The 25,634-nt window shown below is 71.1% G+C and carries 22 protein-coding genes; 7 read left to right on the forward strand and 15 right to left on the reverse strand.

The features are described 5' to 3' along the window. Positions 1-234: 234 nt before the first annotated feature. The 4 genes from TCUR_RS00425 to TCUR_RS00440 all read right to left on the reverse strand — a co-directional run bounded on the left by TCUR_RS00425 (position 235) and on the right by TCUR_RS00440 (position 3,038). Positions 235-507: a cation:proton antiporter regulatory subunit gene (locus TCUR_RS00425; protein ID WP_012850477.1), complete on the reverse strand. Its 273-nt coding sequence runs from the start codon at positions 505-507 to the stop codon at positions 235-237. 14 nt (positions 508-521) lie between these two features. Next, entirely contained in the window at positions 522-2,039 is a 1,518-nt protein-coding gene (locus TCUR_RS00430; RefSeq protein WP_012850478.1) for a potassium/proton antiporter, read from the reverse strand. A gap of 397 nt (positions 2,040-2,436) precedes the next feature. After that, complete coding sequence (locus tag TCUR_RS00435) at positions 2,437-2,847, reverse strand: PIN domain nuclease (protein WP_012850479.1); 411 nt, start codon at positions 2,845-2,847, stop codon at positions 2,437-2,439. After that, a complete protein-coding gene (locus TCUR_RS00440) occupies positions 2,781-3,038 on the reverse strand; it encodes a hypothetical protein (RefSeq protein WP_148232875.1) in 258 nt (85 codons plus the stop codon). Before TCUR_RS00440 ends, TCUR_RS00435 begins: the two co-directional genes overlap by 67 nt. A 150-nt stretch (positions 3,039-3,188) precedes the next feature. Here TCUR_RS00440 and TCUR_RS00445 point away from each other — a divergent pair, with 150 nt between their 5' ends. After that, positions 3,189-3,800, forward strand: coding sequence for a TenA family protein (locus TCUR_RS00445; protein ID WP_012850481.1), 612 nt, complete (start codon positions 3,189-3,191; stop codon positions 3,798-3,800). 7 nt (positions 3,801-3,807) lie between these two features. Here the strand turns inward: TCUR_RS00445 and TCUR_RS00450 are convergent, their stop codons facing one another. From TCUR_RS00450 to TCUR_RS00460, 3 genes are all read right to left on the reverse strand, one after another. Further along, a complete protein-coding gene (locus TCUR_RS00450; protein WP_012850482.1) occupies positions 3,808-6,102 on the reverse strand; it encodes a heavy metal translocating P-type ATPase in 2,295 nt (764 codons plus the stop codon). A gap of 82 nt (positions 6,103-6,184) precedes the next feature. After that, positions 6,185-6,391: a heavy-metal-associated domain-containing protein gene (locus tag TCUR_RS00455; protein ID WP_012850483.1), complete on the reverse strand. Its 207-nt coding sequence runs from the start codon at positions 6,389-6,391 to the stop codon at positions 6,185-6,187. Positions 6,392-7,041: 650 nt separating this feature from the next. Next, entirely contained in the window at positions 7,042-7,461 is a 420-nt protein-coding gene (locus tag TCUR_RS00460; RefSeq protein ID WP_169312970.1) for an SSI family serine proteinase inhibitor, read from the reverse strand. Positions 7,462-7,780: 319 nt separating this feature from the next. On the opposite strand from TCUR_RS00460, the gene TCUR_RS00465 reads away from it, so the two are divergent. From TCUR_RS00465 to TCUR_RS00475, 3 genes are all read left to right on the forward strand, one after another. Beyond that, complete coding sequence (locus TCUR_RS00465) at positions 7,781-8,116, forward strand: rhodanese-like domain-containing protein (RefSeq protein ID WP_041439129.1); 336 nt, start codon at positions 7,781-7,783, stop codon at positions 8,114-8,116. A gap of 278 nt (positions 8,117-8,394) precedes the next feature. After that, complete coding sequence (locus TCUR_RS00470; protein ID WP_012850486.1) at positions 8,395-10,260, forward strand: PAS domain S-box protein; 1,866 nt, start codon at positions 8,395-8,397, stop codon at positions 10,258-10,260. A gap of 292 nt (positions 10,261-10,552) precedes the next feature. Continuing rightward, entirely contained in the window at positions 10,553-11,077 is a 525-nt protein-coding gene (locus TCUR_RS00475; protein ID WP_012850487.1) for an ATP-binding protein, read from the forward strand. 273 nt (positions 11,078-11,350) lie between these two features. Here the strand turns inward: TCUR_RS00475 and TCUR_RS00480 are convergent, their stop codons facing one another. After that, the gene (locus TCUR_RS00480; protein WP_012850488.1) at positions 11,351-12,544 is read right to left on the reverse strand and encodes an arginine deiminase; all 1,194 of its coding nucleotides are present in this window, start codon (positions 12,542-12,544) and stop codon (positions 11,351-11,353) included. A 161-nt stretch (positions 12,545-12,705) separates the two neighbouring features. Between TCUR_RS00480 and TCUR_RS24465 the strand changes: the two genes are divergently transcribed. After that, positions 12,706-14,295 (forward strand): MFS transporter, encoded by a 1,590-nt coding sequence (locus TCUR_RS24465; protein ID WP_012850489.1) that lies wholly within the window; start codon positions 12,706-12,708, stop codon positions 14,293-14,295. Positions 14,296-14,387: 92 nt separating this feature from the next. Continuing rightward, positions 14,388-15,290, forward strand: a complete 903-nt coding sequence (locus TCUR_RS00490) for an SDR family NAD(P)-dependent oxidoreductase (protein ID WP_012850490.1) — start codon at positions 14,388-14,390, stop codon at positions 15,288-15,290. 54 nt (positions 15,291-15,344) lie between these two features. On the opposite strand, the gene TCUR_RS00495 is transcribed toward TCUR_RS00490, so the two are convergent. The 6 genes from TCUR_RS00495 to TCUR_RS00515 all read right to left on the reverse strand — a co-directional run bounded on the left by TCUR_RS00495 (position 15,345) and on the right by TCUR_RS00515 (position 23,154). After that, positions 15,345-16,199 (reverse strand): SAM-dependent methyltransferase, encoded by an 855-nt coding sequence (locus TCUR_RS00495; RefSeq protein ID WP_012850491.1) that lies wholly within the window; start codon positions 16,197-16,199, stop codon positions 15,345-15,347. Between the two features lie 1,470 nt (positions 16,200-17,669). Beyond that, positions 17,670-18,527 (reverse strand): SAM-dependent methyltransferase, encoded by an 858-nt coding sequence (locus tag TCUR_RS00500; RefSeq protein ID WP_012850493.1) that lies wholly within the window; start codon positions 18,525-18,527, stop codon positions 17,670-17,672. 252 nt (positions 18,528-18,779) lie between these two features. Continuing rightward, the gene (locus TCUR_RS00505; RefSeq protein WP_012850494.1) at positions 18,780-20,342 is read right to left on the reverse strand and encodes a long-chain-fatty-acid--CoA ligase; all 1,563 of its coding nucleotides are present in this window, start codon (positions 20,340-20,342) and stop codon (positions 18,780-18,782) included. Positions 20,343-20,435: 93 nt separating this feature from the next. Continuing rightward, positions 20,436-20,594: a hypothetical protein gene (locus TCUR_RS26795; protein ID WP_169312971.1), complete on the reverse strand. Its 159-nt coding sequence runs from the start codon at positions 20,592-20,594 to the stop codon at positions 20,436-20,438. Between the two features lie 457 nt (positions 20,595-21,051). Next, entirely contained in the window at positions 21,052-21,756 is a 705-nt protein-coding gene (locus TCUR_RS00510; RefSeq protein WP_012850496.1) for a carbon-nitrogen hydrolase family protein, read from the reverse strand. A gap of 141 nt (positions 21,757-21,897) precedes the next feature. Then, entirely contained in the window at positions 21,898-23,154 is a 1,257-nt protein-coding gene (locus TCUR_RS00515) for an oxygenase MpaB family protein (RefSeq protein ID WP_012850497.1), read from the reverse strand. Positions 23,155-23,366: 212 nt separating this feature from the next. On the opposite strand from TCUR_RS00515, the gene TCUR_RS00520 reads away from it, so the two are divergent. Beyond that, positions 23,367-24,050 carry a TetR/AcrR family transcriptional regulator gene (locus tag TCUR_RS00520; RefSeq protein ID WP_012850498.1) on the forward strand — a complete coding sequence of 228 codons (684 nt, stop codon included), beginning with the start codon at positions 23,367-23,369 and terminating at the stop codon, positions 24,048-24,050. A 16-nt stretch (positions 24,051-24,066) separates the two neighbouring features. Here TCUR_RS00520 and TCUR_RS00525 read toward each other — a convergent pair whose 3' ends face one another. Next, positions 24,067-25,626, reverse strand: a complete 1,560-nt coding sequence (locus TCUR_RS00525) for an acetolactate synthase large subunit (protein WP_012850499.1) — start codon at positions 25,624-25,626, stop codon at positions 24,067-24,069. Positions 25,627-25,634 lie beyond the last annotated feature (8 nt).

The raw sequence follows: 25,634 nt of genomic DNA on the forward strand, positions 1-25,634 counted from the left end.
CGCCCCGGCGGAGAACCAGCCGTCCGACGTCGTCCAAGTGACCCTTCCGAGGTTGCCGGGCATCGGCCCGCACCCCCTTTCCGGGAGGCCGGGGGTGCGGGCCGATGCCGGTTGAGGTCCGGGCGGCCTCCGGCGAAGGGAGGCCGCATGCGTTCGCGCCCTGCGGAGGGCGGTTTCTTTGGGCGTTCCCGTTGTGGGGAGCATCGCTCACCAGGATGCTCCGGGCGGCGCGGGTCAGCGCCTTTGGGAGGTGAGCCGTTTCTCCAAGGCCGCCAGGCGGCGCTCCAGCTCGGTGACCCGGTCGACGATCGGAGGGTCCTGCAGGAGCTGGGCGAGCTGGTCGGCCTCGTCGCGGTCCAGCTCGATGGTGTGCCGCGGGGAGTCCGGGTCCTCCCCGTTGTAGATCATGAGCGTGCGGTGGCCCTCATGGTCGATGAGCACACCGAGCCGGTGCCCACGGCGGGTCTCGTAGTGGTGCACCGTGCCGGTGCCGGGAATCGTGTGCATGGTCTCGGCTCCGATCAAGTGGGAGAGGTAGGGGCGGGGTCGGGATCGCCGTACTCGCCGTACCAGTGGGCGAGCCGGCCCTTGCGGCCGACGGCGCGCAACCGCCGTTCGGTGGCTTCACGAGTGGCGCTTGTGGTCACGATGAGCAGCTCATCTCCTTCCAGTAGCGGGGTGGTGTCGGTGGGCACGAGGGTGCCGCCGTCCCGGACGATCAAAGTGATCGCCGAGGGGGCGGGCAGCCGCAGCTCGGCGATCTCCACGCCGTGCAGCCGGGACCCCTTCGGGACGGTCACGGTCAGCAGCTCGGCGCCCAGCAGGTCCAGCGGGGCCGCCTCCACCTGCAGCTCGCGGGCCTGATCGGCGCGGGTCACCCCCAGGTGCCGGGCCATCGCCGGCAGGGTCGGCCCCTGGACCAGGGTGAACACCACGACCAGCACGAACACGATGTTCAGCAGCTCGCGGCTGCCCGGCACGTCCGCCACGATCGGGAAGATCGTCAGCACGATGGGGACCGCCCCGCGCAGCCCCGCCCAGGAGATGAACGCCTGCTCGCGCCAGGGCACCTTGAGCGGGATCAGGCAGACCGCCACCGAGATCGGGCGGGCCACAAGCAGCAGCACCGACCCGACCACCAGCGCCGGCAGCAGCGCTCCGGGCAGCTCGCTGGGATCGACCAGCAGGCCCAGCAAGATGAACAGGCCGATCTGGGCGAGCCAGGCGGCCCCCTCGGCGAAGGAGCGGATCGCCGCCCGGTGCGGCAGCACCGCGTTGCCCAGCACGATCCCGCACAGGTAGGCGGCCATGAAGCCGCTGGCGCCCGCGACACCGGCGGCGGCGAACGCCACGATGCCCACCCCCGCGGTGGCCAGCGGGTACAGGCCGGAGGCCGGCAGCGCCACCTGCCGCAGCGCGGTGGTGCCCGCCCAGCCGGCCAGCAGCCCGATGACCATTCCGGCGACGAGCTGGTAGGTCACCTGGGCGAGGACGCCGGGCGGGGACGGCAGCGCACCGGTGGTGCTGAAGACCGTCACCAGGATCACCGTGGGGGCGTCGTTGAAGCCGGACTCGGCCTCCACGATTCCCGACAGCCGCCGGGGCAGCGGCAGCGACCGCAGCACCGCGAACACCGCGGCCGCGTCCGTGGAGGAGACGACCGCGCCCAGCAGCAGCGCCAGCCGCCACTCCATGCCCAGCAGCAGGTGCGCTCCGGCGGCGGTGACCAGGACGCTCACCGCCACTCCCACGGTGGCCAGCACCCCCGAGGGGGTGAGCAGTCCGCGCAGATCCGACCAGCGGGTGGTCAGACCGCCCTCGACCAGGATCACCGCGAGCGCCAGCGTGCACAGCGTCTGCGCCAGCTGGACGTCGTCGAACTGGACGCCCAGCACGTCCTCCCCCAACAGCACGCCCAGCGCCAGGAACAGCAGCAGGCTCGGCAGCCCGATGCGCGCGGCGGCGCGCGCCGCGGCCAAGCTGACCAGCAGCACCACCCCGCCGGCCAGCAACACTTGGTAGAGCTGCTGCAGAGTCACGCCCGTGCGGCTACCACTGGCACAGGGGGAACGAGGGCGGGGTCGCGCGCTTGTGATCGTGCTTTTTCAGGCGTGCCTCCCGGTGCTCCGTCCGCCGCGTTCGTCGGCTCGATCCCCAGTCTGACCAGGTGGGAGGCGATTCGGGATGGGGGCGGGCCCCCATTTGGCAGGGCGTTGATCATGTACTTGAACAGCATGCGGACACCCATGCCCTGACGACTGCCGATGCATGAGAGCCGCACGCCCGCCCGAGGCGGAAAGATCTCGCCGAGCCGTCATCCGGGAGGGGCCTGTGCCCTGGGACGGCCGGTGACCGCCCCGGGGCACGGCATCTTCCCCGACTGCCGGGCACCATAGGCGACCTGCGGAAACGGTGCGCAAAGACGGTGCAAAGAGGTCAGTCCAGCACCCGCCGCACCGGCTGCCCGGTGACCGCCGCGATGCAGTCGAAGTCCTTATCGTCGTGCAGCACGGTCAGCCGGTACTCCTCGGCCGTGGCGGCCAGCAGCAGGTCGGCCAGGCCTGCGGAGCGGTGCGTCCCTTGTGCGAGCATTGCCTCCTGCACTTCCAGGGCACGCTGAAAAGCGCGTTCAGGAACGGGAACCCACCCGAAGACCTCGCGCAGTCGGGCGCTGACGCGTTCGTAGTCGCGACTGGATCGGGCGCTATAGAAGATCTCGATCTCCGTCACCGGGCAGACGGAGACCAGGCCCGCTCTGAGTTGGTCTTCCCAGTTCCGCGCTATGGCAGGGATTCCGTCGAGTCGGTGGAATGCGCTGGTGTCCGCGAGGAATGCCTCTGCCGCCATGGCTGCTCCAATGCCTCCAGGTCAAGTGCTCCCGAGGCGAAGAGTTCGGCCAACTCCCGCTGCGCGGGCTTGGCCAGCCGGACGCGCACCGCCGTCGCCTGCACTGCCAGGTTCACCGCCTTGTCGCGGTCATCGGTCTCAAGGAGCTCCATCAGCTCCGCGAGGGCCTCTTCGTCGATGTCGATGTTCATCCGTGTCATCTCCGCCCTCCCGGACCGGCCGATTGCCATGGCCGTTCCATGGTAGGCAGCGGTCCGGGCTGTGACGGCGACGTTACCGTGTGTCAGCGGACCTTGCGGGCGATTTTCGATTTGTCCCCTGCTTCGTGTGAGACTTCGGATATGAGCCTGGCCGCGCATCTGGAGGAGATCGGCCGTCCGCTGGTCGAGGAGCAGTTGAAGCATCCGACCGTCCAGGGGATCGCCAAAGGGGACCTGGACGAGCGGGTGTTCCGGTCGTGGCTGGAGCAGGACTACCTGTTCCTGCTGGACTACGTGCGGGTGTTCGCCAGGCTGGCCTGGCAGGCCCCGGACGGGCACCTGGGCGACCTGGTCGATCTGGCCCACGCGACGTTTCACGAGGAACTTTCGCTGCACCGCACGCTGGCCGCCGAGTTCGGAGCCGACCTGGAGGGGGCCCGCAAGGGACCGGCCTGCGCGGCGTACACGTCCTTCCTGCTGGAGTCGGCCGCCTCCTACGGCGAGGGCCTGGCCGCCCTGTACCCCTGCATGTGGGGGTATGCGACGCTGGGCGGCATCCTCGCCGCCGACCCTCCGGCAGAACCTCGCTACAAGCGCTGGGTGGACACCTACGCGGACCCGGGCTTTGCCGCACTGGGCCGCCGGATCGCCGAGATGATCGATGAGGCGGCCCCCGACCCCGAGCGGGCCGAACGGAAGTTCCTCGAGGGCATGCGGCACGAGCTGGCCTTCTGGGACGTGCCGCTGCCCTGAGGGACGGTCAGGGGGCCACGGGGGTCTTCCGCGCGGCCGGGGCCGGCGCGGCGGCGTGCCCCGCCGTGCCGGACAGCGGCCGGAAGCGGCGCAGCCGCAGGCTGTTGCCGACCACGAAGACCGACGAGAACGCCATGGCGGCACCGGCGATCATCGGGCTGAGCAGGCCGGCGGCGGCCAGCGGCAGGGCGGCCACGTTGTAGGCGAAGGCCCAGAACAGGTTGCCCTTGATGGTGGCCAGGGTGCGCCGCGACAGGCGGATGGCGTCGGCGGCGGCCCGCAGGTCGCCGCGCACCAGCGTCAGGTCGCCGGCCTCGATCGCCGCATCGGTGCCGGTGCCCATCGCCAGCCCCAGGTCGGCCTGGGCCAGGGCGGCGGCGTCGTTGACCCCGTCGCCGACCATCGCCACCGTGCGGCCCTGGGCCTGCAGGCGCTTGACGACCTCCACCTTGCCGGCGGGCAGCACCTCGGCGATGACCTCGTCGATGCCGACCGCCTCGGCGACCGCCCGGGCCGCCGGCTCGTTGTCGCCGGTCAGCAGGACCGGACGCAGCCCCAGCTCGCGCAGGCGGGCGACGGCCTCGGCCGAGGTGGGCTTGATCTGGTCGGCCACGGTCAGCACCGCGCGGGCGGCGCCGTCCCAGCCGACCGCGACGGCGGTGCGGCCCCGGGCCTGCGCCTCGGCCATGGCCTGCTCCAGCTCGGCGGGCAGGGCGAGGGACCACTCGGCCAGCAGGCGGGGCCGGCCCACCACCACGGCGTGGCCGTCCACCACGCCCTGCACGCCCAGGCCCGCGACGTTGCCGAACTCGGTGACCTTCGGCAGCGCTCCGGTGCGTTCGGCGGCCCCGGCGGCGATGGCCCGGGCGATGGGGTGCTCGGAGGCGCTCTCCAGCGCCCCGGCCAGGCGCAGCGCCTGCCCGGCGTCCACCCCGTCGGCGGGGATCACCTCGACCAGGGCCATCTTGCCGGTGGTGACGGTGCCGGTCTTGTCCAGCACGACGGTGTCGATCGCGCGGGTGGACTCCAGCACCTCCGGGCCCTTGATCAGGATGCCGAGCTGGGCGCCCCGGCCCGTCCCGACCATCAGCGCGGTGGGGGTGGCCAGGCCCAGCGCGCACGGGCAGGCGATGATCAGCACGGCCACCGCGGCGGTGAACGCGGCGGTGGCACCGGCCCCGGCGGCCAGCCAGTAGATCAGGGTGGCCAGCGCCAGGGCGATCACGACGGGCACGAAGACGCCGGAGATCCGGTCGGCCAGCCGCTGCACCCGGGCCTTGCCGCTTTGGGCCTGCTGCACCAGGCGGGCGATCTGGGCGAGCCGGGTGTCGGCGCCCACGCGGGTGGCCCGCACCACCAGCCGCCCGCCGACGTTGACGGTGGCGCCGGTGACCGCGTCGCCGGGACCGACCTCCACCGGGACGGACTCGCCGGTCAGCATGGAGACGTCCACCGCCGAGGAGCCTTCGATCACCTCCCCGTCGGTGGCGATCTTCTCGCCGGGACGCACCAGGAACGCATCGCCCACCTTGAGCCGCTCGACGGGGATGCGTTCGGTTCGCTCGCCGCGCAGCACGGTCACGTCCTTGGCGCCCAGTTCCAGCAGGGCGCGCAGGGCGGCGCCGGCCCGGCGCTTGGCGCGGGCCTCGAAGTAGCGGCCGGCCAGGATGAACATGGTCACCCCGGCGGCGGTCTCCAGGTAGATGGCCATCGCGCCGTCGCCGCGGGTGAGGGCGAGCGTGAAGTCGTGCCGCAGGCCGGGCATGCCCGCCTCGCCGAAGAACAGCGCCCACAGCGACCAGCCGAACGCCGCCAGGGTGCCCATCGAGATCAGGGTGTCCATGGTGGCCGTGCCGTGCCGCAGGTTGATCAGGGCGGCGCGGTGGAAGGGCCAGCCGGCGTAGACCACCACGGGCGCGGCCAGTGTGAGCGACAGCCACTGCCAGTACCGGAACTGCAGCGCCGGGATCATCGCCATCGCGATCACCGGGACCGACAGCGCGATCGCGGTGATCAGCCGCTGCCGCAGGGGGCGCAGCTCGTCGGGCTCGGCGGGGCGTTCGGGTTCGGCCGGGGGTTCGGGGAGCGCGGCGGTGTAGCCGGCCTTTTCGACGACGGCGATCAGCTCCTCGACGGTGATGTCGCCGGGCGCGCTGATCGTGGCCTTCTCGGTCGCGTAGTTGACCGTCGCGCTGACCCCGGGGAGTTTGTTCAGCTTGCGTTCGATCCGGTTGGCGCACGACGCGCAGGTCATGCCGCCGATCTCCAGTTCGATGCGCTCGCTCGCCGCACCGGTGGTCATCGCAGTCTCCTTGGGGCCCGCGGGTCCTCCGCCGTCGGTGGATCGTGGGGGCGGGCTGTTTTCTCGGGGGCGGGACGGCCCGTCAGTCCTTCAGCTGGTATCCGGCCTCTGCGACGGCCTCTCGGATGCGGGCGGCCTCCAGCGGGCCGTCGGAGGTGACCGTCATGCGGCCGCTGTCCAGGTCGACTTCGACGCCGGTGACGCCGGGGACCTGGCCGACCTCTTCCTTGACCGATGCCACGCAGTGGCCGCAGGTCATTCCGGTGACCGTATAGGTGCTGGTGATCATCCTCGTCCTCCTCGGTTACCCCTGGGGGGTATCTTGTCATCGATGCTGCCACTCCCTCTGGCGGGGCTGCAACCCCTACCCCCTACCCGTTTATGAGACATGCGTCATAGGAGGTGGGTGAGGGTGCGCTCCCCGCCTTGCGGCCCGCGCTCGGGCGGCTGCTGCGCGCCGTCTGCGTCAAGGGAGCGGATGGACTTCGCAGCCTTTTTGGCAGGGCTGTTGCGAAGAAGTTATCCACAGCCTGTGGAGCGCCATGATCCGTATGAGGGCAGAGTTATGCCCCTGTTTGTACAGGTATGCAGCGTGTAGGCACCGGGAATCCGGGCTCACTCCACGTTATCCACAGCTTCGTCCACAGCTGTCCACAGGCATGTGGACACAGCCTTGCGTACCGGCTACCCCTTCTGGGTCAAGGCAAGCTCAAACTTCTTTGACCTGCTCGATGCGCCGCCCCATGCCCGGAGGGTTCGAGGGGGACGCTGCCGGGACGAGACACAGCGGAGAGCGGCTTTCCCGCCGGATCAGGGCATGGATGGGGACATTCGCGGCCACACCGCGCAGGCCGAAAGTCTCGTCCGGGAGCCGGCGGGCCCGGGACCGGCTCCGGAGCCGCCCGCACCGCGCATCGGCGACCGGCGGCTCCGGAGCGGTCAGCCGGCGAACAGCGCCGCCACCTCTTCCCAGCGCTGAATCTCACAGCCGTTGAGACGGTTGAACCGGGCGTTCACCGAGGCGCCCCGCCAGGTGCCGGTGACGGTGGCCACCTGGTCACCGCCGTGGATCTGCGTGCACAGGGCGTCCTTGGGGACGGGCTTGAACGGATCTGTGGCCTTCTCCAGGGCCTGGCAGGCGGCGTCGGCCTTCGGGTGGGTGCCGCCGGCGGGATCGCAGGTCAGGGTCCAGGTGGTGGCGGAACCCTGAGGCGTGGAGCGTACTTCGATGGTCAGCCGGGTCTGGGCGGCCGAGGACGGCGACACCTTGGCAGAGCCTCCGCCGTCGTCCGCAGCGCCGCATCCGGCCAGTGTGGCGGCGGCCAGAGCGCTCAGGCAGGCCGCTGTGGCGAGGGGCATACGGTACCGCATGCGCATTGGACGCACCGAGGCCCGATCGGGTTCCGCCGAATTCTGTGAAAAGCATCGCCCGCTTCGGCCCGCCGCCGCCGGACGGGTAGCGTGTGCGGGACGCCGCTGGTGACGGCGGGCATATGGCTGAAGAGAACCATGCCGCCGGTGCCGGGTTCCGGTGCGCGGCGGAAGGGTATGGCCGCGCACGGCGGCATCGGCGCAGCGGCCGACATTCTCAGGGCGGGGCCCGTCTTCGCCGGCCCGTGGAAATCGGCCCGGTGAGGGGCCGCTCCCGGCAAGGAAGCGGAGGAGTCGCGGCAACGTGATGTTTTTCGGGGAAGACGTTCCGGCCGTCGCTGTCACGGACGTACCGCAGGACGCCTACCTTCTCGACGTCCGCGAGCAGGACGAGTGGGAGGCCGGCCACATCCCGACCGCGGTGCACATCCCGATGGGAGAGCTGAGCGACCGGGCCGCGGAGATCCCGCGCGACCGGGACGTGTATGTCATCTGCCGGTCCGGGGTGCGTTCGGCCCAGGTGACCGTGGCCCTCAACAACGCCGGCTGGCGGGCCCGCAATATCGACGGCGGGATGAAGGAATGGGCCGGCGCGGGGCTTGCGATGGTCGCCGAGTCCGGCGCCGCGCCCCGCGTCATCTGACCGCACCCGCCGGAGCGTTCCGATTCCGCGGCCGTCGCGCGGGTGTGGTGTGCGTTACGGCGGTCGTCCTCCAAGGTGCGCATCATTTCCTTCACCAGGGCTCCGACTCGCTCGCCGGCGGCTCGTCCGGCTCGCAGAAGCCCAGGTCACCGGGGTGGTCGCGGCCGAACCGGAGAGGGCCCGGCAAAGCCGCGGTGGCCTTTTCACAAACACCGGGCAGATCGGGTGGAACGCTTTCCAACCGACTTCACCGGCGCGGTGCGGGAAGCGATGGCACGATGACAGACGTGGGGCAGGCTCCAGGCGGTCAGGATGCGATCGTCCGTGCGGTCATCGAATGCGCGGCCGACGCGATCGTCGCCATTGACCCCCGCTTCCGGGTGACGCTGTGGAACCCGGCGGCCGAGCGGCTGTTCGGCTGGAGCGCCGCCGAAGTGCTCGGCCAATTGCCCCCGATCATCCCCGATGAGCTGCGGGCCGAGCAGAACGCGGTGCTGGAGCGCGTCCGCGAGGGCGGGCAGCTCTCCGTGGCGACCCGGCGGCTGCGCCGCGACGGGCAGCTGATCGACGTGCGCATCGACACCAGCCCCCTGCACGACGCCGACGGCAGGCTGCTGGGCTGGATGGGCGTCTACCACCCGGTGGCCGAGACGGACGCCGCCCAGCACCAGCTGGCCGAGCGGGCCCGCCTGGTGCGCCGGCTCAACGACGTGGTGGCCGACCTCAACGCCGAACGGGACCTGCCGGCGGTGCTGGACCGGATCACCACCGCGCTGGTGGAGCTGACCGGGGCCGACGCCGGCGGTTTCGTCCAGATCAAGGGCCGGAGCCTGGAGCTGGTCAGCGTGCAGGGCCTGCCGGAGCGGCTGCGCGGCACCGTCACCGAACTGGACTCCAGCCTGGTCGATGAGCTGCTGCGCTCGGGCAAGCCGGTGCTGCTGGCCGGCGCCCGGCGGGTGGACGAGGCGATCCGCGCCCACCTGCCGGGGCTGCACACGGTCGCCCTCGGCCTGTCGTACCTGCAGAACCGGCCGTACGGGGCGCTGTATGCGCTCTTTTCCGGGCGCAAGGCCGGGGACACCGAGCTGGAACTGCTGGAACTGCTGGCCGGGCACGCCGGGGTCGCCGTCGGCAACGCCGTGGCCTACGCCGATGCGGTCCGGCAGCAGGCGCACGAGCGGGCGGTGATCGACTCCAGCGCGGACGGCATCGTGGTGCTGGACGCCGCCGGCATCGTCCGGCAGTGGAACCCGGCCGCCGCCCGGCTCACCGGCCTGCCCGCCGAGCAGGTGATCGGCCGGCCGCCGCCGCTGCAGATCCCCGAGCCCGGCTGCACGCTCACCGTGCGGCTGGAGTCGGGGACGTGGGTGAACATGCTGTGCTCGCAGGTCGAGGAGACCGGGGAGCTGGTGGTCGACCTGCGGGACGTCACCGAGGCCAAGGCCCTGGAGGAGGCCAAGGACCTGTTCCTGGCCACCGCCGGCCATGAGCTGCGCACCCCGATCACCGTGGTGCAGGGCTTCGCCAGCACCCTGGTCAGCCGCTGGGACAAGCTGGGCGACGCCGAGCGGCGGGCCGCGGTGGAGACCATCGCCGAGCGGGCGCGGGCGCTGGCCCGGCTGGTGGAGCACCTGCTGCTGGGGTCGCGGGCGGGCACCGGCGAGCTGAAGGTGACCATCGAGCACTTCGATCTGGGCCGGTTGCTGGAGGCGTCGGTGGCCGGTTTCCGGTCGCTGTCGGACCTGCACCGGGTGGAGCTGGAGGTGGCCCCCGACCTGCCGAAGGTGGCGGGGGACTGGATGGCCACCGACATCATCCTCGGCCAGCTGCTGGAGAACGCCTTCAAGTACTCCCCGGACGGGGGCACGGTGACGGTGCGCGCCTGGGCCGAGGGGGACGAGCTGGTGGTCACCGTGGCGGACCGCGGGGTCGGCATCGCTCCCGGCGACCATGAGCGGATCTTCGAACGCTTCTTCCAGGGGGACTCCGGCGACCGCCGCCGCTTCGGCGGCATCGGCCTGGGGCTCTACATCGTCAAACGCCTCGCGCAGGCCCAGCGCGGCGATGTGGCCGCTCACTCCCGGCCGGGCGGCGGCACCGTCATGCGGCTGACCCTGCCCGCCGCTCACGCCTCCGGCGACTGATCCGATATTTCCGATCGGGGCGGTTTGGGGTGTGAGGCGACGAGCCGAGTGTTGTGTCCAGGATGTGACAGACGAAACGTCTCCGACAGGAGTAACCCCCGCTGTGAGTGGATAGGTCCACATGAGGGATCATTGGTACCTGTGTCTGCTTCTGGGGGGTGATCGGCCGTGATCGGAGGATCACTCGCCCATTGTGGGGAAATGGCATTTCCCTCAGGTTTCCGGTCGTCCGCATCGGGGCATTTCGGTCGTAGCACGAGAGTAACCGGCTAGTTCCGGAGGGTACGGGGAGGTGAGGGCGTCGAGCGTCGTACTGCTACCGCACGCGCCGTCCAGCGTCGCGATCGCCCGCCGGCGCCTCAGCTCCGAGCTTCGCGCCCTCGGCGTGCGTCCCGGAGCGGTGGACGACGCCGTCGTCATCCTCAGTGAGCTGCTCAGCAACGCCCTCCGGCATGCGCGGCCCCTGGAGTCCGGGCAGATCCGGGTGCGCTGGGAGTGCAACGGGGACGACATAGAGGTCTCGGTGAGCGACGGCGGGGCGATGACCGAACCCCGGCGCGGCCGGCCCACGCTGTCCTCCCTGGGCGGACGAGGCCTGGGCATCGTGGAGGCGCTCGCCGAGTGCTGGGGCGTCCACCACGATGGCGACTGCACCACGGTCTGGGCGGTGGTGCACGTCCCGCAGAAGACGGAGGACGGCGACTCGGCCCCCGGCATGGCCCACGCCGCGGCGTTCGCCGAAGAGTTCGCCGAGGACATCGCGGAACTGCAGCGCACCTCCTCGGGGGTGGACGGCTCCCGCCACGGCCTGCACTGAGCCTTTTCGGCAGGTGGCCCAAGGCGGGGCCGTGAAGGCGTCCGGCACCGCGTTCGGCTCACGGCATCGTCCCTGACTGCGACCTCCCCGTCACGACCCGAGGACACGAGGTGCCGGAAAGGTCCACCGGTGGGCACCGTCCCTCCGGTGAATGTGGCGTGGCGCACATTTTCGCCGAAAATCCTCGATGAGCTGTAATGTCTTGCACAGCTCGGGCGCTGTCGTGCCCCCGTCGACACCGCCCGAGCATCCAAGACTTGCGCGCGCCGCACGTTAGAGCGGGTCGCGCAGCAGAGGGCAGGACATGCACCGCGGGCCGCCCCGGCCGCTGCCCAGCTCGCTTCCGCTGATCCGGATCACCTCGATGCCCGCCGCCTCCAGACGGGCGTTGGTCTCGACGTTGCGTTCGTAGGCCACCGCCACGCGCGGCGCCACGGCCAGGGTGTTGTTGCCGTCGTCCCACTGCTCGCGTTCGGCCGTCACCGGATCCAGCCCGGTGTCGATCACACGCAGCCGCTCCACCCCCATCGCCGCCGCGGCGGCCTCCAGGAACGGACGCTCCTCGGAGATGAGCAGCTCACCGTCGTCCCAGGTGATGGTGTAGGCGGTCAGCGAATGGGCCACCGGCGGGTACATGACCACCGTGTCGACGTCGACCATCGTGCAGACGGTGTCCAGGTGCATGGTGGCCCGCTCCTGGGCGATCGGCACGGCCAGCACGGTGTGCGCGGCGCCGGTGGACAGCACCCGCCGGGCCAGCCGCTCCACTCCCGCCGGCGTGGTGCGCTCCCCGGTGCCGACCGCGATCACCCCGGGGGCCGGCAGCAGCACATCGCCGCCCTCCAGCGGCTCCAGACGCGGGTCGTAGATCGTCTCGATCCCGCGGAAACGGGGGTGGAAGTCGTAGATCAGCCCGGTCAGCGAGGTCTCCCGGCGGCGGGCGGGCATCGCCAGGCTGGTCACCGCCACCCGCGGGCCGATCCAGGTGCTGGAGTCCCGGGTGAACAGCAGATTGGGCAGCGGGTCGATGATGAAGTCCTGCGGGTCCATCAGCCGGTAGACCAGGCCGTGCGCGGACTTGAGCTCCTCGTGCGCCAGCCCCGCGATCAGCGTGTGCGCCAGTTGCTCGGGGTCCAGGTCGCTCAGGTACTCCCGGACGTTCTCGCGCAGCCGGTCGCCCAGCCGGGGGTCTGCGACGGCGGCGGTGATGGCCTGCTCCCGGGCGTCGGCGTACTCCAGGACGTCCTGCAGCAGCTCGGTCAGGTACAGCACCTCGACGCCGCGCTCGCGCAGCGCCTCGGCGAAGGCGTCGTGCTCCTCCTGGGCCCTGCCCACCCACGGGATCCCGTCGAACAGCAGCTTGTCGTTGTTGCGGGGGGTGAGCCGCTTGAGCTCGGCCCCGGGCCGGTGCAGCAGCACCGTGCGGAGCCGGCCGACCTCACTGTCAACCCGGTACGAAGGGGTCACCCTGTGCAGTCTATGTCGGTATGCACCATATGTGATCAATGGATCGGCCAACGGATGCCCCGAGCGGCCTCAGGGCTCGCCGGTGAGCAGGGTTTCGCCGGAGGCGGGCGATTTATGCTCACTTACGCCATGCGTTACTTCGATCCGCCGCTGTGGTGCTGATGCTCCGGGTGGTCCGGCGTCCCTCCGCGCACACGGTGCATCTCGGGGCCGCCACGCTGCTGAGGATCTCCGCCGAAGGGCTGGGCACCGCGCTGGTGCTGGTCGTCCAGGCCCGAACGGGACAGGCCGCGACCGCCGGCTTCCTCCAAGCGGCGATCATGCTCCCCTATGTGCTGGCCGGCCCGATCACCGGCCACACCCTCGACCGCACCGCCCGGCCGCGCGCCTTCGCGCTGACGATGACGGCCTGCTACCTGCTGGCCGCCGCCTTCCTGCTGCTGACGGCCGGGCGGGTGCCGCTGCTGCTGGCGCTGGCCTTCGCCGTCGCGATCGGCTGTACCGAGCCGGTCGTGGTGGCCTTCACCGGCCTGCTGCCCCGCTTCGTCCCGGCCCACCGGCTGACCTGGGCCTACGGGCTGGAGGCGGCGACCTACAACATCGCCGCCATCGCCGGCCCGGGACTGGCGGCCGGGCTGACCGCGGCGCTCGGGGCGGGCTATGCCGGTGCCGCGGTCGTCGGCTGCGCCACCCTCGGCATGACGCTGCTGCCGCTGCTGTCCGTCCCTCCCCCCGGCCATCGTCCCGCCCCCGCCCGGCGGCCGGAGGAGACCGGGGAGCGACCGGCCGCGGAACTCGCTCCGGCGGTCGGCCCCGACACCGCCGGAACCCGCTCGCAGGACGCCGGGCGCCGGGCGGCCGGGGAACATTCCGAGCAGCCCGCCGCGGCGATCGGCCGCGGCGGCGCCACGGCCCGTCCAGAGCCCGCCGAGGCGCGGGAGGAAGGGCGTCCGGCGGGGAGCGCCGGGCCCGGCGGAGCGGCCTGCCACGCTGTCACCGCTGAGGCGCAGGGCAGCGGCGGCCCCTCTGCGGGGAACGCCGGTCCCGGCGAGGCGGAGACGCCGCGCGATGAGCGGGTTGGAGCGGCCCTCTCCAAAGAACCCGCCCCCGAGATGAAGAAGGACGTCCCGGCACTCAAGGGACGGGCCCCGGCGCTGGATGTGATCGCCGGGGGGATCGTGGTGCTGCTGGGCAACCCGGTGCTGCGCGCGGTGACCGTGGCGACCACCCTGGCGTTCCTGGGCATGGGGGCGGTCGCGGTCACCGCCGTCCTGTTCGCCGAGCACATCGGGCGCAGCGCCGGGGTGGGCGGCCAGCTGATCGCCGCCTTCGCCGCCGGGTCGCTGATCGGGTCGCTGGGGTCGGCGCGCTGGCTGTCGGCGCGGCGGGCCGAATGGGTGCTGATGGCCGGCATGGCGGCCTTCGGGACGGCACTGGCCGTGACCGTCTGGGCGCCCTCCCTGCCGTGGGCGCTGGCCGGTTTCCTCCTCGCCGGGATCTGCGACGGCCCGGTGTTCGCCGCCACGCTGACCGTCCGCCAGCGCGAGGCCCCCGCCGACCGGCTCGGCCAGGTCAACACCACCGGCGGCAGCCTCAAGATCGGCTCGGCGGCGGTGGGCGCCGCCCTGGCCGGTGCCCTGGCCGGCTCGCTCGGCGGCCCCGGCCTGCTGCTCGGCATGGCCGCCTTCCAGTTCACCGGCGCCGCCTGCGGCGTCCTGCTGCTGTTGCTCGCCCGTCGCCGCGGGGAGTGAGCACAGCAGGTGACGGCGGGGGGTGTGAGAGCGTCACTTTCCGGAGGGCGGCCGTCGGGGCGGGCCGAGGCGGCCGATTATGGTTCGGCGCTATGAGTGCGCTTCTGGACGGCAAGGTCGCGATCGTCACCGGTGCCGGGCGGGGCATCGGCCGGGGCGAGGCCCTGGAACTGGCCCGGCAGGGGGCCGCCGTGGTGGTCAACGAATTCGACGCCGAGGCGGGCAAGGCGGTCGTCGACGAGATCACCGCGATGGGCGGGCAGGCTGCGTTGCACGTGGGCGACGTCAGCGAGATCGACGACGCCAAGGCTCTCATCGACACCGCCGTGGAGACGTTCGGCGGGCTGGACGCGCTGGTCAACAACGCCGGCATCCTGCGCGACCGCACCCTGGTGAAGATGACCCCCGAGGAGTGGGACGCCGTCATCAAGGTGCATCTGCGCGGCCATTATGCGCCCACCCACTTCGCCTGCGAGTACTGGAAGAACAACGGGCGGCCCGGACGGATCGTGTGCACCGCGTCCTCCTCCGGGCTGCTGGGCAACTTCGGCCAGTCCAACTACGGGGCGGCCAAGGCCGGCATCGCCGCGTTCTCCACGATCGTCGCGCTGGAGATGGCCCGCTACGGGGTGACCTGCAACGCCATCGCCCCGGCCGCCCGCACCCGGATGACCGAGGGCGCCTACGGCAAGATCGAAGGCGGGGACGGCGGGGGCTTCGACTTCTGGCACCCCGACAACGTGGCGCCGTTCGTGGCGTTCCTGTGCAGCGACCAGGCCGGTTCCATCAGCGGCAAGGTCTTCGGCGTGCAGGGCGATGCGGTGGAGCTCTACCGGCCGTATGAGTCCGCCGCCGTCATCGAAAACGGCGGGGCGCGCTGGGACCCGGCTGACTTCGCCGACCGGGTCGGGGAGCTGTTCGAGACCTCCGGGATCAAGCCCGAGATCGAAAACCCGATGCGCCGGCTGCGCTACAGCATGACCAAGCGCGCCTGACGCCTGGTGCGCCGGTGCCGCGAGCCGCATGCGCGGCACCGGCGCCGCTCAGGCTCAGCCGGTCTTGATCAGCAGACCGCCGTACTCGTACACGGTGCGGCGGAGCGTGGCCGTCTTGACGAACGGCTCCAGCTCCTTGGGCACGGGCGGCAGCGGCGGCTGGTTGGGGTCGGGGCGCCAGTCGTTGATGTCGAGCAGGCCCGGTTCGACCGGCTCCAGCCCGCCCCCGAGCAGCAGCGCGTCGACCTCTTCGGGGCTGCGGGTCTGCCAGGGCACGCCGCTCTTTTTCATCTGCTCGTTGGACTTGGCGCGGGCGTCCGGGTCGTCGCTGACGACCTGGGTGAAGGCCAGGTGGCTGCCGGGGACGGCGCGGTCGATGACGCCGTGCAGCACGGTGCGGGGGTTATCGGCGTCCAGCAGGTGGTGGCCGACCGACAGGTACAGCACGGCCAGCGGCTCGCTGAAGTCGATCAGGCGCTTGGTGTCGGGGTGCTCCAGGATGGCCTCGGGGTCGCGCATGTCGGCGGTGATGACCACGGTGGAGCCGTCCCCGGCCAGCAGGGCGCGGGCATGGGCGAGCACGATCGGGTCGATGTCCACGTAGACGACCCGGGCGTCGGGTGCGTGCTTTTGGGCGACTTGGTGGGTGTTGTTGTCGGTGGGCAGGCCGCAGCCCAGGTCGATGAACTGGCGGATGCCGGCCTCGGCCGCCAGGTAGCGCACCACCCGGTACAGAAACAGCCGGTTCTCCCGGGCCATGTTGATGCCTTCGGGGAACAGCTTCGCGCCTTCCAGCACGAACTGCCGGTCGATCTCGTAATTGTCCTTCCCGCCCAGGGCCCAGCCGTACATGCGGGCGGATGCCGGGACGTCCGTGCGGATTTGCGGGATCGATTCGTCAGCGGCCACCATGCACTCCCGTCTGCTCACGGCCGGTCGGTGGCAGCAGACTACTGGGCGAATGGGGACGATTCCGTCTTTTTTGGTGATCTTCGGTGGCGTCCTGCGGCGGGCCGGTTCGCCGTCCCAATAACACTCGATCCGAAAAGATGAAATTCGATCATCCTTATTTCGGGTGACGCGAGCGGCTCCGGTCTGCCGCGCCCCATGGCCGAGGCGGCACGGACGAGGCCACCGCTGCTGCTGTTTCTGTGCTCACGCAGCGGCGACCTTCTTCGGCGGCCCCCGCTCGAACGGGTCCTGGCGGCGCTTGGACGCCCCTTCAAAGGGTTTCAGCTCCTTGGAGGCGGCGCGGTGGATGACGCTGCGCAGCACGGCGGGAGCATGGGTATCGAGACGGACGTCCCGGGCGTCGGGGGCGTACTTTCGAGCGGCTTGGTTAAAGGTCACACTGGCGGGACGGCCTGCTCTTCCATGGATATTCTCTGAATTTATAGGACGGCTACTAGAAATTCGTTCGGTTATAGCAGGCGCGCGTGGATATGCCCCCTGGCAGCCGGCGTCCATCTGCTCGCAGGGTTCGGCCGGGCGACCGATCGCCTCGGTCTTGACGTGCTGCAAGGCCGTTGTTCTGCTGAAAGAACCGGGAGCCCGCAGCATCCGGGAACGCCAAGCTCCGGCGAAACCATTCGGCGCCCGGCCCTGGTACAGGGGGCTGGAGTTTTGGCGGCACCCGTGACGTTCCGGGACGCGGCATCCTCCCTGATCGTGACGCACCGCAGAGACGGCGTGATGAAGAGGATCCGGTGGACTCGCCGCAAAGCCCTGGTCACCGCGGCTGCGGCCACGCTCCCCTGCCCGCTCGCCCCGCATCCGGCCCTCTCCGGACCGTGCGACCGGCCTACGAGGCGACGATCCGCGGGCGGCCGCTGGTGATGACGGCGGACCGACATGCCGCAGATCGCCTGGCTGGCCGCATGGGGCGTCGTCCCCGGTGAGCGGCTGCGGCGGCGGTGCGGCACGGAGCGCGGCTCGCCTTCCACCGCTTGGACATCGGCGCCTTGCGCGTCGCCAAGCTGACTAACAAGTGGGGGCAAAGGCCGGAGAACCTTCGGCACCGGCTGCTTCACCCGCGCCTGCATCAGCCTGAACGGCCTCGGCGCCGACCTCGCCGCGGACGCGCCGTACCCGATCTGCTGGTTCGACCCCAGATTCGGCCCCCTGAACGGGCGCGACACCTGCCGGGTGCGCTTCCCCGCCGGTCGAGGCGTTCTGATCGCTCACCCTCTGCGGGCCGGACCGGTTCCCGGCCGGCGACCCGCTGAACCGGTGCGTGCTCGGTGGCGGCGACCCGCCGGCCGGCGCGGGCGGCGGCACCGAGATCGTCATCGCCGCCGGACCACCGGCGCGCCCGGGCCGGTGGTCCGGATGCCCGGACGGCGCCCCGTGGGCTGAGGCGTCCGTCCGGGCGGGAACCGCTTACGGCTTCTTGAGCAGGCCGCCGTACTCGAACCGCTCCTTGCGGAGCTTGGAGGCGCCCTCGTACGGCTTCAGCTCCGGGGGGACGGGCGCCAGCGGCGGCTGGTCGGGGTCGGGGCGCCAGTTGTTGATGTCGACCAGGCCCGGCTCGACCGGCTCCAGACCGTGCCCCAGCAGCAGCGCGTCGACCTCTTCGGGGCTGCGGGTCTGCCAGGGGACGCCGCCGGCGTTGGCGATCGCGTCCAGCTCGGCGCGCCGCTCGGGGGGATCGGTGCTCACCACCTGGGTAAAGGCCAGGTAGCTGCCGGGGACGGCGCGGTCGATGATGGTGTAGAGGACCCGGTGCGGATCGTCCTCGTCCTTGATGTGGTGACCGACCGACAGGTACAGCACCGCCAGCGGCTCGCTGAAGTCGATCAGGCGCTTGGCGTCGGGGTGCTCCAAGATGGCCTCGGGGTCGCGCATGTCGGCGGTGATGACCACGGTGGAGCCGTCCCCGGCCAGCAGGGCGCGGGCATGGGCGAGCACGATCGGGTCGATGTCGACGTACAGCACCCGCGCGTCGGAGACGAACTGCTGGGCCACCTGGTGGACGTTGTTCTCGGTGGGCAGGCCGCAGCCCAGGTCGATGAACTGGCGGATGCCGGCCTCGGCCGCCAGGTAGCGCACCACCCGGTACAAAAACAGCCGGTTCTCCCGGGCGGCGTCGACGATCTCGGGGCTGTAGTGGATGTTCTGCAGCGCGAACTGCCGGTCGATTTCGAAGTTGTCCTTGCCGCCCAGCGCCCAGTTGTAGATCCGGGCGGAGGTCGGCACGTCGGTGGGGATGTCGGTCGGGACGGGGCCGTCAGCGTCCAAGGTCTGCTCCCATGCTCCACGAGGATCCTGCACCGGATCTCGGCAAGATCAGACTAACGGCATGATCACCGACATCGGTGGCTTTCCTTCGGGTTTCGGACGGTGTCGGCAAGCAAGTCCTTTCTTATCGGGCGGACCGCTACCGGCGACCGCGAAAACGCGCGGTGGCGCCCGGCCCGCAGAGGACCGGGCGCCACCGTGAGAGCTCCTGCGGCGTCCGCTCACCGGCGCGGCGTCATCCGCCGCGCGGGCTCAGTGGACGGCGCGTTCGTGGCCCTCCCAGTAGGGCTTGCGCAGCTCGCGCTTGAGGACCTTGCCGGTGGGGTTGCGGGGGATGACGTCGATGAAGTCCACCGAGGTGGGGCACTTGAAGTGGGCCAGCCGCTCGCGGCAGTAGTCGATGATCTCCTGCTCGGTGACCTCGCCGGCCTTGACCACGATCGCCTTGGGGGTCTCGCCCCACTTGTCGCTGGGCACCCCGATGACCGCGCAGTCGGCGACCTTGGGGTGGCTCATCAGGACGTTCTCCACCTCGGCGGGGTAGATGTTCTCCCCACCGGAGATGATCATGTCCTTGACCCGGTCGTGGATGTAGAGGTAGCCGTCGGCGTCCAGGTAGCCGGCGTCGCCGGTGCGGAACCAGCCGTCCCCGGGCAGCGCGGATGCGGTGGCCTCGGGCATGTTCCAGTAGCCCAGCATGTTCTGCGGGGAGCGCACCCAGATCTCGCCGACCTGGCCGGTGGGCAGCTCCTCCAGGGTGGACGGGTCCACGATCTTGATCTCGGTGCCCTCGTTGGGGACGCCCGCGCTGGCCAGCCGGTGCGCGTTGGGGCCGTCGGGGTCGTGGTCCTCCGGGGGCAGCGCGGTGACCGCGCCGGTGGTCTCGGTCAGCCCGTACACCTGGAAGAACTTGGTGCCCGGCAGCAGCTTCATGGCGCCGCGCAGCACCTCCTGGCTGATCGGGGACGCCCCGTACAGCAGCACCCGCAGGCTGGACAGGTCGCACTCGGCGACCTCCGGGATGCTCTGCCAGAACAGCAGCAGCACCGGCACCAGGAACAGGTGGGTGACCTGGCGGCGCTCGATCTCGCGGGCGATGCCGACCGGGTCGGGCTCGCGGCAGATCACCCCGGTGATGCCGTCGAACACCACGGCGACGCTGAGCGCGTTGCCCGCGATGTGGTACATGGGCATCGCGATCATCATCCGGGTGTGCTCGTCCAGCTCCCACAGCTCGGCGGTGCTGGGCAGGATCGACAGGAAGTTGTCGTGGGTGAGCATCACCCCCTTGGGCCGCCCGGTGGTGCCCGAGGAGTACAGCTGCACGAACACGTCCGAGGTGGCCGCCTGGTGGGCGGGCGGGGCCGGTTCGTGCGAGGCGACCCACTCGGCGTAGTCGAGCCGGGGGGCGGCGGTGTGCTCGCCGCCGATCACCACCAGGTGGGTGGTGTGCTCCAGGTCGCCGGCCACGGCGTCCAGCAGCTCGGTGAACTCCGGTCCGACGATGAAGACCTTGGCGCGGGCGTCGTTGACGATGTAGGCGACCTCCGGCGGGGCCAGCCGGTAGTTGACCGGGACCTGGACGGCGCCCAGCCGGGCCGCGGCGAACAGCTGCTCGACGTATTCGATGGAGTTCTTGTCCAAGATGGCGACGCGGTCGCCGGGACCGACCCCGGCCGCGTGCAGGGCGGTGGCCGCCCGGTCCACCCGTTCGTCGAATTCCCGGTAGGTGATCTCGCGGTCGCCGTAATAGAACGCGATCTTGTCGGGGGTGGCCTGTGCGCGTTCGCGGAGCACATCGGTCAGAGGCTGCATGGGTGGGGCCCCCTTCGGCCGTTCCGGCTTATGGTGCGCCCCATCCTGCGATAACCGGATACTTGCCGACAAGGCCTTGATCGGGGGCTTTGTTCAGCGCTTGGTGATCAATGTGACGACCAGCATCACGACGGCCGCGATCAGGCCCACCAGCAGGAAGAACTTCACCGTCGACAAGATCGCGCCGAGCACCGAAAAGATCAGCCAGGCGGCCAGCAGGATTCCCGCGATCTTCAAAACCGTTTTGCTCATGTCCTCCACGCTATGCCCCGGTCCGGCCGGTGGCATCCGCCCATGGCCCGGCCTTCTCTCCTCCTCCAGGGGGAGGACGCGGGCTTGAGCATGCGACTCGGCCCCGCCGCCAGGGCTTCCTTGCGGCGTTCGGCCGCGGCCGGGGGAGTTCCATGGTTCGCGGCGATGCGCGAGAGGACGCGGAGTGATGACCGGGCCACTTCCGGTCACTTTTGGAGTGGTTCTGATTTGTCGGGAAAGTAGTGTTATGCGGGTTTTCCTCTGTGGGTTCGCGGGAACAGAGCCGCCCCTGTGAGGGGCGGAGGGTGAACGACGTTCGGAATGGGTGGCCATTCCGGCTGTTTCCCATGCGGCGCGAACCCGCGGTATCAAGGGCGGCTTCGCCGCCGGCCGCGAGGCCGCCGGGAAGAAAGCGGCGATGACGCCCCGCGCGTGGAAATCCAGCCGGTCTGCGCGTTCACTCGAGCACGGCGCGGACGACGGCGCCGGCCTCGGTGCCCGCCTGGGCGAGCACGGCTCCGCCGGGCGCCCAGATGCCCGAGCCCCCGGCGGCACGGGTGAAGCCGCCGCCGGTGGAGCCGGCGAAACTGGCCACCGCGACCCAGACCCGGTGATCGGCGGCGATGCGGCGGGCGCGCTCGTCCCGGACGGCGGCGTCCTTAGCGTGCTCCAGCACCCCGGCGACATACACGTCCATGCCCAGCGCCGCGGTGTCGGCGGAGTGCCGGACGATGCCGGTGTCCTTGCAGATCGCCAGGCCCAGCCGGCGTCCATCGACCTCCAGCACGGCCGGCTCGCCGCCCGGGGCGAACCGCTCGGCCTCGGCGGCGCCCAGCCACATCTTGCGGTAGGCCACGCGCGCGCCGGTGCCCTCGAAGGCCAGGATCGCGATGTGCGCCGCGCCCGACTCGCCGCGCACCGGGGCGCCCGCCAGCGCCACCGTCCCGGTCCGGGCGCACGCCCGCACCAGCGGCGCCAGCCGCGGATCGCCGGCCGTGATCGCCGGGGCGTCCAGCTCGTACCCCGTCAGGGACATCTCGGGGAAGACCACCACCCGCGCGCCCGCGGAACGCACCACGTCCGCATGCGTCGCCGCGTTCGCCGCGACGTCGTAGGAGACGCACGGCGGCTGGGCCACGGCGATGCTGAGCGGCTTGCGCATGGGACCCCCTGTCGCAGCGGAGCCTTCATGGTCGCACGAGGACGGGGGATCCGTCCCGGGCCGCAGGACGCCGCGGGCCCGGAACCCGGCGGGTTCCGAGCCCGGGACGGGAGGCGCCGCCCGGCCGCGGGACGGCCGGGATCAGGAGGGGTAGTTCGGGTTGTTGGAGTAGGGGATCTCGATGCTGATCGGGAACTGCGCGCCGGACAGCACGGTCAGCACGCCCAGGCGCAGGATCTCATCGAAGGTCCAGTAGAACTTCGACAGGGCGCCCGGAGCCTTCTCCAACGACAGCAGGCCCTCGCGGACGGCGATGAAGGGCTCCCACAGGGTGTTGAAGACGTTGTCCCAGAACGGATCCCGCCGGATCTTCAGCCAGTCGGCGATCTGGTCGCCGAGCGTGTAGCGGGTCAGCGAGCCCAGGATGGGCCGGGTGACGTACTTCAGCGGCCCGCCCGGCACCAGCGTGCCGATGTTGAGCAGCATGTCGGCCAGCTTGATGCCCTCGGGCGTGGGGCCCAGGATCGGGTCCAGCACTTGCCGGGCCTGGGACTCGGCCTGGTCCCAGGAGTTGGGGATGTACTCCTCCTTGATGCCGAGCATGTAGGCGCACAGCTGCCAGGAGTGGAGGAACGCCTCGGCCTCGTTGTCCGGGATCGGCACCTTCCAGGTCTTCAGCTGCCGCATGACGCTGGTGGGCAGGCTGTGCCAGGTGACCATCATGTCGGCCTGGCTGATCGGGATCTCTTCTTCGGCGACCTTGTTCCAGTAGGGGGACTTGGGCAGCAGGTGCCGCACGCCCGCGTGGGCCAGCCGGGTCTTGATGCAGGTCACGATCAGCTCGCCGTCCGGCTCGTAGGCGTTGGCGGTGCCGATGTCGTACCCCAGCTTGGCGGTCTTGGTGATGCGGTCCCGCAGGTTCGCGCCGCCCCAGGAGTAGTAGACCGCCCGCGCCTCCCGGGGGATGACGGTGCTCATCATCCCGCTGACGAAGCCGTAGGTGACACCGAGGTAGAGCCCGCGCTTTTCGTTGAAGTGGAAGGCGGTGGCCAGCTTGTTCTTGTCGGCCCACGGCGGCAGCTGCTTGGCCTTCTCAATGAAGTCCTTCAGGTCCTTGGGCAGCCCTGAGGGCAGCGGCTGGCCGTTCTTGAGCCATTTGCGCAGCTCCTTGTTGACCTTCTGCACATCGCCGCGCTGGATGATGTCGGCCACCAGCTGGTCGGCCTCTTCGTCCCACACTCCCCTCGGGTCGGCACCCGTCCCGGTGCCCAAGACCGAGCCTTCGGGAGACCACGTCCACACGGGCCGGGCCTGCGCGGGGGTGGCGATGCCGAGCGCGCCGGCCGCGCCCAGCGCGCCGCCCGCCGCCAGCACGTTGCGCCTGCTGGGTGTCTTCATGCCTGCGTTCCTCCTCGGGGCGAGAGCAACGTCTTGATACGGTGAAACGTGATCTGCTTCTGCGTATCATCGACGGTATGTCTAATAACAGCACACTGTGTCGGTGCTCACAAGACCCACCGCGTGAGGGATCCACCGGGCCCCCGGAAGCCCTCGGTTGGGGCAAAATCAGTCGTCTCAGGGGTGGGGTCGGGTCGTCTCAGGAGGAAATCGTGGAGCCTACGTTGTCCTTCCTCATGACGACCTCGGGGGACGAGTCGCTGATCGAGCGCGCCTACACCGATGCCGTCGAACAGAACGACGACATGGACGAGACCAGCGCGCGCATTCTCGACGCCGCCTACGAGCAGTTCTGCCGGATGGGCATCCAGCGGTCCACCATGGAGGACGTGGCCCGGCGGGCCGGGGTCTCGCGGATCACCGTCTACCGGCGTTTCGCCACCAAGGACGCGCTGGTCGAACAGGTGGTGCGCCGGGAGTTCCGCCGCTACTTCGACCAGTTCCTCATCGACATCCAGCAGGCCGAGACCGCCGCCGACCGGGTGGTGCTGGGCTTTGTCAGCTCGCTGCGCGCCATCCGGCGCAACCCGCTGATCGGCGGGCTGATCGAGACCGAGCCGGACCTGGTGGTGCCCTCCATGATCAGCGACGGCGGGCGGACGCTGGCCGTGGTGCGGCAGTTCGTCGCCGGCCAGCTGCGCCGCGAACAGCAGGCCGGCAACGTCTCACCGGACCTGGACACCGACCTGGTGGCCGAGATGATGGTCCGCATCTCCGCCTCGTTCCTGGGCATCCCCAGCTTCATCGTCGACCTGGACGACGAAGAGCAGCTGGCCGACATCGCCCGGCGGTTCCTGGTGCCGATGCTGCAGCCGCCGGCCCCCCGCGAGAGCTGAGCGGAGGGCCGCAGGCTCAAAACACCGAGGGGACGACCGCCTCGATCAGGTGCGGCCCCGGCTCGCTGAGCGCCTTGCCGAACTGCGCCGCCAGCTCCTCGGCCGTGCGGGCGCGGCCGGCCGGCACGCCCATGCCCTGGGCCAGCGAGACGAAGTCCAGATCGGGGCGGGACAGGTCGAACATGCTGCGCGCCGCCTCGCCGGCGGAGTTGGGGTCGGCGCCGACGCGGGCCAGCTCCATGTTCAAAACGGCGTAGGAGCCGTTGTTGAAGATCACGGTGGTCACGTCCAGCCCCTCCCGGGCCTGCGTCCACAGGGCCGAGAGGGTGTACATCGCGCTTCCGTCGGCCTCCAGGCAGACCACCGGACGGGACGGGCAGGCGATCGCCGCGCCGGTCGCCAGCGGCATCCCCTGGCCGATCGCACCGCCGGTCAAGGTGAGCCAGTCGTGCGGGGGAGCCCCGGCGGTGGCGCCCGCCAGCCACAGCCCCGAGGTGTTGGACTCATCGGAGACGATGGCGTCCTCCGGCAGCAGCGCGCCGATCACGGCGGCGGCCTTCTCCGCGGTCAGCGGGCCGGACGGCGGCTCGGGCCGGGACGGTTGCTGCACGGGCGGGGCGACGCCCCCGGCGACCAGGTCGGCCAGGTGGGCGAGCGCACCGGCCGCATCGTCGCCGTCCCCGGCGAGCACATGCACCTGGCAGCCCTCGGGGACCAGGTCGCTGGGCTGGTTCGGGTAGGCGAAGAACGACACCGGGCGCTTGGCGCCGGCCAGGATCAGGTGCCGCAGCCCGGTCATCTGCGCGGCGGCCATCTCCCCCAGGTAGGCCAGGCGCTCGACGGCCGGCAGCCCGGCGCCGCGCTCCAGCCGGGCCGGGAAGGTCTCGCACAGCAGCTTGGCCCCGGTGGCGGCGGCGATCCGGCCGGCGGCCTCCAGCCCGTGACGGCGGGTGGCGCCCCCGCCGAGGAGCAGCGCGCACGGCTCACCGCTCTTGAGCACGGCCGCGGCCGACTCCACCACCGAATCGTGCACCGGCGAGGCCGGGCGGGAGCGCACCGGCGTCGCCGGCTGCGCGCCCTCCGACCAGCACACGTCCGCGGGCAGGATGAGCGTGGCGACCTGTCCGGGAGGCGTCAGCGCCGCCGCCACGGCCTCGGCGGCGTCGGCGGGAACGTCCCGGCTGCGGGCCGAACGCCGGATCCAGCCGGAGACGGAACCGGCCAGCGCGTGGATGTCGGACTCCAGCGGGGCGTCGTAGCGCTGGTGGTAGGTGGCGTGGTCGCCGACGATGTTGAGGATCGGAGTGCCGGCCCGCCGTGCGTTGTGCAGGTTGGCCAGCCCGTTCGCCAGGCCCGGGCCCAGGTGGAGCAGCACCGCGGCGGGGGCGGAGGCCATCCTGCCGTAGCCGTCGGCCGCGCCGGTCGCCACCCCCTCGAACAGGCACAGCACACCGCGCATCCGCGGGACCGTGTCCAAGGCGGCCACCAGGTGCATCTCCGAGGTTCCCGGATTGCTGAAGCACACCTGGACGTCTGCGTTCACCAGGGTGTGCAGCAGCGCCTGTGCACCGTTCACGTCACTCT

Origin of the sequence: Thermomonospora curvata DSM 43183, from assembly GCF_000024385.1 — a bacterium.
GTDB classification, from domain to species: Bacteria; Actinomycetota; Actinomycetes; order Streptosporangiales; family Streptosporangiaceae; genus Thermomonospora; species Thermomonospora curvata.

Coding starts and splice junctions, on each gene's coding strand:
- TCUR_RS00455 (WP_012850483.1), bottom strand. CDS start 6,391: ATGATCACCAGCACCTATACGGTCACCGGAATGACCTGCGGCCACTGC.
- TCUR_RS00505 (WP_012850494.1), bottom strand. CDS start 20,342: ATGCAGCCTCTGACCGATGTGCTCCGCGAACGCGCACAGGCCACCCCC.
- TCUR_RS00440 (WP_148232875.1), bottom strand. CDS start 3,038: ATGAACATCGACATCGACGAAGAGGCCCTCGCGGAGCTGATGGAGCTC.
- TCUR_RS00510 (WP_012850496.1), bottom strand. CDS start 21,756: ATGCGCAAGCCGCTCAGCATCGCCGTGGCCCAGCCGCCGTGCGTCTCC.
- TCUR_RS26795 (WP_169312971.1), bottom strand. CDS start 20,594: ATGAGCAAAACGGTTTTGAAGATCGCGGGAATCCTGCTGGCCGCCTGG.
- TCUR_RS00470 (WP_012850486.1), top strand. CDS start 8,395: ATGACAGACGTGGGGCAGGCTCCAGGCGGTCAGGATGCGATCGTCCGT.
- TCUR_RS00460 (WP_169312970.1), bottom strand. CDS start 7,461: ATGCCCCTCGCCACAGCGGCCTGCCTGAGCGCTCTGGCCGCCGCCACA.
- TCUR_RS24465 (WP_012850489.1), top strand. CDS start 12,706: ATGCTCCGGGTGGTCCGGCGTCCCTCCGCGCACACGGTGCATCTCGGG.
- TCUR_RS00425 (WP_012850477.1), bottom strand. CDS start 507: ATGCACACGATTCCCGGCACCGGCACGGTGCACCACTACGAGACCCGC.
- TCUR_RS00465 (WP_041439129.1), top strand. CDS start 7,781: ATGTTTTTCGGGGAAGACGTTCCGGCCGTCGCTGTCACGGACGTACCG.
- TCUR_RS00435 (WP_012850479.1), bottom strand. CDS start 2,847: ATGGCGGCAGAGGCATTCCTCGCGGACACCAGCGCATTCCACCGACTC.
- TCUR_RS00450 (WP_012850482.1), bottom strand. CDS start 6,102: ATGACCACCGGTGCGGCGAGCGAGCGCATCGAACTGGAGATCGGCGGC.
- TCUR_RS00515 (WP_012850497.1), bottom strand. CDS start 23,154: ATGAAGACACCCAGCAGGCGCAACGTGCTGGCGGCGGGCGGCGCGCTG.
- TCUR_RS00445 (WP_012850481.1), top strand. CDS start 3,189: ATGAGCCTGGCCGCGCATCTGGAGGAGATCGGCCGTCCGCTGGTCGAG.
- TCUR_RS00490 (WP_012850490.1), top strand. CDS start 14,388: ATGAGTGCGCTTCTGGACGGCAAGGTCGCGATCGTCACCGGTGCCGGG.